The organism is Terrabacter sp. Soil811 (assembly GCF_001429655.1).
Lineage (GTDB): Bacteria > Actinomycetota > Actinomycetes > Actinomycetales > Dermatophilaceae > Terrabacter.
This window is the reverse complement of the sequence record NZ_LMSX01000009.1, coordinates 1-3032: the sequence shown is the minus strand read 5'-3', so window position 1 is coordinate 3032 and position 3032 is coordinate 1. Positions and strand designations below refer to the sequence as shown.

Genomic DNA, 3032 nt, shown 5'->3' with positions numbered 1-3032 from the left:
CTGTGAGAGGTTCACTCGAAGGATCACGCGGTGACCGCACCTGCATGTGCAGGGACACGCTCACCGGTGTCGTCGTACACCAACGCTATGGACTCAACTCACCCGTTCCCTCCCAGTCCTGAAAGGCCGAGGCTCGCATGAGCACGCCTCCGGCGCTCGACCTGTGTCTGCGCGCGGCTCACTCAGCATCGTGGAGCGGCGCCAGGACGGTCGTGACGGACCTCGACCGCGCCGTCCTGAGCATCTTGGGATTCGAATCTCAAGCGGGGCGTCGGGTACTGAACACCACGTTCCTGTCCGTGGACCACGACGCCGCAGCAGAGCTTCACGCTTCAAGCCCCGACTGGCGGCCGCCGAGACGTCGGCGCTGGCCGTGGGATTCGTTCCGCATCGGCTCCTGACGACCTGCAGGCACGTGGAGGCTCCGCCGGCCACAGTCCCTCGGCTCCAGACTCACCGACCCGATCCCTCAGCGGCATGAGCGAGCGTTGCGCAGCGGCCGCCGTGGGCACTGGACTCATCAGAATGCGGTCATGCCCGAGCGGGAACCGGACCTAAGCATCGTGCCTCCGCGTTGGATGGTGGAGGGCGCACGAGTCGACCGCGACGCATTCGGCCCGGGGACCATCGGTCGCGTCGGAACCTACAAGGACGTGTCTACCGTGTGGGTCGACTTCGGCGACGGGGAGGCAAAGCCCTTACTCTGGAGTTTGGACTTCCACATCTCGAAGCGCTTGCTAACAGATAGAAACGCCAGCATCGGTCGTGCCGCCGCACCGACTTCTGGTGCCGCGCGACGGATTTCGGTGGCGGGGAGCTAGCTCGCGGCATGTGGCCCGATACGTGTCTGAGGAGCGGTAGTCAACCGCCGTCAACGGCGCGAACGTTCCAGCGCTGGCGGGAGGGGTATCGACACGGGCTTGTTGACGGAGAGGTAGCGGATCGTGGTCACCGTGCCCGATATCTGGGACGAGACGGCGGCAGGCAGGTCGGCTACGTCGGTCGCGAGAGTGCTGCCAACGCCCGTGACGACCACGGTGTTGATGGTCCCGTCATGGGCCAGGTTGACCTCGACCGACGCACTGCCCTGGATCATGGCGTCTAGCTGATCGGACAGATTCGCGAAACCTAGGTAGTAGATCGCGGATTGACCGGGCATGGTGCCTGCGAGCTGGCGAACGTCCCCGTTGGCGTGAAGGATGGAGATGCTTTCGACTCCGGGCGCGACCAGGGTTGGTCTACCGGGACCGACGAGGATGCCGAAGACCTGCAGGAGCTTGTCGGCCTTCTCTTGCGTGTCGATGGGCTTCCAGGCGTCGATCGGCCGGCCCGAGGCGTTGGTGGCCGCCACCCAGCCGTGGCCCTCGGCGTCCTGCGCCACGCGAAAGTTGACTTCGGCCTTTCGGCCCTTCTCGGTTACAACCTCGTGGACGCGGTGGCCGGTGAGTCCCGTAGCGGTGTCGGTCGTGACTTCGTCGCTCAGCCGGACGTCCCCGTTTTTCATGACGAGGTCTCTTCGGTACACAGCGGTCCGGGCGGAATCCAGCCGGTCCAGAGCCTTCTTGAACGCCTCGCCTCCTAGTGCCCGCGCATCGCCTGTGGCTGTGGAGTCGGGCGCCGCCGAGGAGGTCTGCGGCTGGGAAGCCCCCGTGGTGCTGGCGCCGGGCCGGGCGCTCAAAGGGCTCGATCCGAGAGCGGCCGGATGACCTTCGGTGATGGCGGTCTGCGAACAGCTCGCCGTCGCGATGGCGACCGAGAGTGCAACGACTGCCGTTACTGACATCTGCCTTATCCCCTGCACACCCCGCATCCTAGGGTGCTCATGATGTCCGGAACCGAACATGGTCGCGCAGGCACAGAGCACCGTGAATGATCACATCGCTTCATGTCAGCACATAGGCAGGATTGAGCTCGCGCTCGGCGGCATGACCGGATGTTGTCCGACGAGCGGCGGAAGCGGGACATGTGGACGACACTGCTGCCATGACGCCAGAGCAACTCCGCACGCTGCTGTCTGCCGCCAAGCTCGAGGCCGTCCCGGACCTCCTCTCGCTGCTGGACGAGCCACAAGTGAGTCTTTCCTCTGACGCAGAACAGGATTCAAGTTCGACCGCAACACTGCTCACGATCTACCGACGCCGTGCCGAGCATGTCCGACGGACAAATCAGCCGATTCGTGGAATAGGCGAGACCGTGGAGAAGCTCGAGACCACCAAGCATCAGCGATTGGTGCTGGCCGTAGTGAATGGCGCAGGCGAGTCCCGGTGGGGCGTCGCGTTCTTGAGCCCGGACCTCTCAGAGGTGGTCGCAGCCGTCGCTCGTGTCGGGCCGCATCGGGAGTCGTAGGTCGCATCCGCTCGTCGGCGCTACCCATCTGCGGCAGTAGCGGACGTCGACGGCAGCGGCGCGCAGCTTCAAAGGTCGAGCCGACGAAGCGCGAAACCTTCCGGTATGCCGTTGTCACTGAGGTAGCGAATGAAGACGGCTGCAGCCTCGTCGAGATCCAGCACCTCGTTGGCCAAGACGGTCGTCGTGACCCCGTCCCACGGCAGCGAGACGGTCGGCTGCGGTTCCGGACCGGACATGGTGCGCCCCACCACGTATTGACACGGGCCGGAGTTCTCTGTGCGGCGGAGCTCCACCGTGAGCCGGTCCCGCGACCCGGCCGCCTGCACGTACTCCGTGGGCCACCGGCCGAGGTCGACCCGTTCGAACGGCGTCTCTGGTGGAAGCTCCCAGAGACTCAGCGAGTACCGACGGATGCCGTCCAGCAGGGCCAGACGTCGACGGAGCAGCACGTCGTCCGGATCAAGAGCATCTTTCAGCTCACCGTGAATGCGGCCGTTCATGGTGAGCGCGTGCGTCACGGGTGGTCGAGCCATGTGCTCAGCGTGCCAAGAAGAGCACCCAGAACGCACGCACATCGGCATTATGTGGGTGATCGGTGTCAAGAGGCTTCGGTGTTGTCGAGGCTGGTGATGAGGTTGTCGTAGATCTCGGTTCGTCGGGTTTGGCCCTTGGCGCAGGCGTCG

General features: G+C 64.9%; 3 protein-coding genes. 1 reads left to right on the top strand and 2 read right to left on the bottom strand.

The window, feature by feature from the left end; all coding sequences use genetic code 11:
• Positions 1 to 871: 871 nt before the first annotated feature.
• Positions 872 to 1783: a hypothetical protein gene (locus ASH01_RS15640; protein WP_156415615.1), complete on the bottom strand. Its 912-nt coding sequence runs from the start codon at positions 1781 to 1783 to the stop codon at positions 872 to 874.
• Between the two features lie 200 nt (positions 1784 to 1983).
• On the opposite strand from ASH01_RS15640, the gene ASH01_RS15635 reads away from it, so the two are divergent.
• Positions 1984 to 2346 (top strand): hypothetical protein, encoded by a 363-nt coding sequence (locus ASH01_RS15635; RefSeq protein ID WP_156415614.1) that lies wholly within the window; start codon positions 1984 to 1986, stop codon positions 2344 to 2346.
• Between the two features lie 68 nt (positions 2347 to 2414).
• Here ASH01_RS15635 and ASH01_RS15630 read toward each other — a convergent pair whose 3' ends face one another.
• Positions 2415 to 2882 (bottom strand): hypothetical protein, encoded by a 468-nt coding sequence (locus tag ASH01_RS15630; RefSeq protein WP_156415613.1) that lies wholly within the window; start codon positions 2880 to 2882, stop codon positions 2415 to 2417.
• Between the last annotated feature and the right edge of the window lie 150 nt (positions 2883 to 3032).

Bases quoted from the DNA above. Each gene is read 5' to 3' on its own strand.
- ASH01_RS15640 (WP_156415615.1), bottom strand. From the start codon at position 1,783: ATGTCAGTAACGGCAGTCGTTGCACTCTCGGTCGCCATCGCGACGGCG.
- ASH01_RS15635 (WP_156415614.1), top strand. From the start codon at position 1,984: ATGACGCCAGAGCAACTCCGCACGCTGCTGTCTGCCGCCAAGCTCGAG.
- ASH01_RS15630 (WP_156415613.1), bottom strand. From the start codon at position 2,882: ATGGCTCGACCACCCGTGACGCACGCGCTCACCATGAACGGCCGCATT.